This is a genomic window from Ferruginibacter sp., from assembly GCF_014377975.1.
Taxonomy (GTDB): Bacteria; Bacteroidota; Bacteroidia; order Chitinophagales; family Chitinophagaceae; genus Ferruginibacter.
This window is the reverse complement of the sequence record NZ_JACMOO010000397.1, coordinates 1-3,953: the sequence shown is the minus strand read 5'-3', so window position 1 is coordinate 3,953 and position 3,953 is coordinate 1. Positions and strand designations below refer to the sequence as shown.

At 38.1% G+C, this 3,953-nt stretch carries 3 protein-coding genes; all 3 read left to right on the top strand.

Going from position 1 to position 3,953, the window contains the following annotated elements; genetic code table 11:
• On the top strand, positions 1-185 hold a 185-nt coding region (locus H7254_RS19510), incomplete at its 5' end, for a hypothetical protein (protein ID WP_301934569.1).
• Between the two features lie 32 nt (positions 186-217).
• Positions 218-1,801, top strand: coding sequence for an amidohydrolase (locus H7254_RS19505; RefSeq protein ID WP_301934568.1), 1,584 nt, complete (start codon positions 218-220; stop codon positions 1,799-1,801).
• Positions 1,802-2,339: 538 nt separating this feature from the next.
• Positions 2,340-3,299, top strand: a complete 960-nt coding sequence (locus H7254_RS19500) for a fibrobacter succinogenes major paralogous domain-containing protein (protein WP_301934567.1) — start codon at positions 2,340-2,342, stop codon at positions 3,297-3,299.
• Positions 3,300-3,953: the final 654 nt, after the last annotated feature.

Here is a 3,953-nt window from a genome sequence, read left to right as displayed (position 1 = left end):
CATGCTCATTTGTTCGCGTGCTATGCCTTGTTTATAACTCATATTACTTAGACAATGTTATTATTGCTTTTGATGTACCTTATGATAAGTTGTGGGTAAGTCATCTCTTTTTTTTGATTTTAGTTTTTGCACAGTCTGTCGTTGTGTCACTCACTTGTACCATTAGTTCATCCGGCAACAACTGACCGAAGCGTATTAAATAATCAGCCATTATTAATTGACGACACTCTTTATACATAACGCCCAAATCATTTCCTTTCAGGATGGCTTTATCAACGGCACCTGCGACAGTATTGCCATCAATGAAAACATTATTGAAGCGGTGGGTAAATACGAGGAACTGAAAAGCCTTATCCATACTACAACGCAGGTAATTGATGCCAAAGGTAAAACGTTGATGCCCGGTTTTAATGATTCGCACATCCACATCTGGAAAGTGGGTAATCTAAAAACATTTATGCTGGATGTAAGAGGCGTGCAAAGCAAGGAAGCATTATTGCAATCGCTATTGAATTATCATCAGCAAAACCCACACCTGCAATGGATAACTTCCCGGGGCTTTAATGAAGTAGCGTGGGAAGACAAGGCGTTGCCGACAAGAAATGATCTCGACAAAGTGTGCACCAACAAACCAATTTATCTCATTCGTACCTGCGCACATATTGCTGTTTGCAACTCTTTTGCATTGCAAATAGCAGGTATTAACAGTCAAACAAAATCGCCAGATGGAGGCACCGTTCAAATGGATGCAGCTGGTGAACCAACCGGTATTTTAATTGAAACAGCACTGGGTTTGGTAGCCAGTAAAATTCCGCCCTACAGCGTGGAAGATTTAAAAATAATGATCAAAGCGTGCCGGAATGAAATGCATAGCTATGGTATTACCGCTGCTACAGACCCCGCCGCAGATCCATTGCTGATTAAGGCTTATAAGGAAATGGATACGGCAGGTGAACTCGGATTCAGGTTAAATATTTTGCCCATTATTTTACCAGACGGAAGTGAAACGCCCTACCCTATTCCCGAAAAATACAGCAGTAATTTTATGCAGATCAACACTGTAAAATTTTTTGCAGATGGGGGGTTAAGCGGTAAAACTTCTGCCCTCAAAAGAACTTATAAAAACAGCAGTGAACAAGGAGTGCTGCGATTAGATAAAAACCAATACCTGCATCTGAGCAGGCAATGTATGGAGAAAGGGTTAGGAGTTGCAACACACGCCATTGGCGATGCTGCCATAGAAATGGTGCTGGAAGTTTACCAGCAATTAAACAGTATTTTTCCTTCGCTTATTAAAAGAATTGAGCACCTCGGCCTGCCCGAAAAAAAGCATTTGGAAACTATGCGGTCAAATAATATTGCCTGCAGTATGCAAACCATTTTTTTAGATGAACTCGGTAAGAATTTTATTCAGTACCTGGATGATGATTACCTACAGCAATGTTATCCGGTAAACAGTGTTTTACAACACAATATTTTAATGGCGCTGTCTTCTGATGCACCGGTAGTAAAAAATTTCAACCCGCTGAAAGGCATCACCGCAGCATTAACACGAAAAACAAAAGAAGGCAAAATCATTGCAGCAAAAGAAAGTATTTCCATTACAGATGCTTTGAAAGCTTATACCCTCAATGCTGCGTTGATAGGCCAGGAAAATAGGTTCGGTAGTTTACAAAAAGGCTGCCTGGCAGATTTTATTTTGCTGGATAAAAACCCGTTGACAACTGAGGAAAAAGAAATGAACTCTATAAAGGTATTGCACACATATATCAATGGTAAAGAAGTGTGGAGTCTGAAATAGTAATTCTTCCGGGGGCACAAAAGAAGACAGCAATAAAAATTTTCCACATTATTATCTTTTCAACAATACATCATTACAATTTTATCTTCATCACTATATTGCATCAGCAAGATTTGATATGATGTAATCCCGTATCGAGTTTATTACCGGAAACATAAAGCGTTGTGTTAAAAAAAAATGCGTTCTCATCGTTATTTCGTTCAATAGCCAGTCGTTTTTTTTACATTATTATTAGTTTTTTAAAATCAGCTAAAGATTATAAATTAAAATATCCGTAACTTGCATAATCGATTTGAGTGCGTCTGTTTCTTCTTTGTTAACTCAAAGAACCACTATTTCACCTTTGTATATGAACCACCAATCACCGGATTTATGAAAGAGGTTTAAAATGTTGAATTGTGGCATAATTACCATCCGCAGGAGTATTCGTTTATTAGCTATTTAACTAAAATAAATTCATCTTTAAATACGTTTAAATTTTTCGTCGTAAATCCAAATTTTACGAAACTTCTTTATATTATCCTTAACTTATTCTTTTATGAAAAACTCCAGGTATCATTTCACCCTTGTTGTACTTCTATGTACGTTTTTTTTAGGTTGCCAAAAATCACCAGCACCCAGTCCGCCGGTCGTTCCTCCGGTTATTCCCCCGGCGAAACTTTCGATTGTTACAACCGATTCTGTAACGAATATTACTTATAACACTGCTGCTGTCTATAGCAATATTACCAACGATGGTGGCACTCCCATTACGGCAAGGGGCATTTGCTGGAGTACTATTACAAATCCTACAACCGGCGATAAAAAAACATTGGATGGTTCGGGAGTGGGTGTTTATGAAAGTAATATTACCGAATTACATGATACCACCAGTTATTATGTGAGAAGTTACTCAACAAACAGTGTTGGTACAGCCTATGGAACACAAACAAGTTTTACTACCGGTATTATTCCAAATATACTTTCGCAGTGGATGTTAAGTAACCTCGATGTTGTTACCTACCAAAATGGTGATAGCATACCCAAGGTAACGGATACCACTGCATGGAAAAATCTTACTACCGGCGCCTGGTGTTATTATAACAATGATTCAACCCATGGTGCGCTATATGGCAAACTATATAACTGGTATGCAGTAAATGATCCGAGGGGTCTTGCACCAAAAGGATGGCATATTCCCACCAAACAAGAGTGGAGTAATGTGGTTCTTTATCTTGGAGGCGATATGGTTGCAGGGGGCAAACTTAAAACAACGGACTTATGGCTCATTCCCAATACGGGTGCAACAAATGAAACCGGTTTTAACGGGCGACCTGCCGGCTACCGCACAGAATCCGGGTACTTTACCTTTTTGGAACAGTTTACGTTTTGGTGGACAGCCAAAGAACATGACAGCACCACTGCTGTTGAAAGAAGCCTGGGCTACAATTACCCCGACAGTTATATGTACTTTTACGATAAACGCGATGGAATGTCTGTACGTTGTGTGAGAAATTAAAGGGGCGGTATTTTCTAAATTTACTTTTTATTGTACCTGATATATCAACTTTATCTTGTTAATACAATATGGACACTTTATCCTACGCAACGGTAAGGTGATTATTTTAAACCTTAACCGATACTTGTAAACATTGATGATTTTATTGAATATGCGTGATTTATTTTTTAAAACCCTCAATGGGGTCATTCCTTTTACTTTTCAAAAAGAAACCATTGTTAATTGTTACCTGAAGCCGGATAAATTACATCAAATGTTTTAAAATTATTATTAACCAGTGCGGTATCTGCCATGCTGTTAGGTATTGCAGCCATTATTTACCAAGAAGCCAATGACCATTCGCTATGTACAGATTTTGCCGGGATTGTAAAAACAGCGAATTTATTACAGTCAACATTATTGTGAACTATTGGCTGCAACAGGATTTTGGTAGTTGAATCCATGGCTAAAAGGCAACACAATAATTATTTTAAAAACCAGTTTAAAGTATTGTTTTTTGCCAGTATTATTTCCGCTTTTGGTTTCAGGTTTCCTGTAATTAACGAAACATTAGAATTGTTGCCGGGCTTGTTGTACCAATATATTCTTTTCCTGCACGGGCATGGTTAACTCTAAAGCCAATGTTTATAAAAAACTATCCACCTTATCAAAGGT

Bases quoted from the DNA above. Each gene is read 5' to 3' on its own strand.
- H7254_RS19500 (WP_301934567.1), top strand. From the start codon at position 2,340: ATGAAAAACTCCAGGTATCATTTCACCCTTGTTGTACTTCTATGTACG.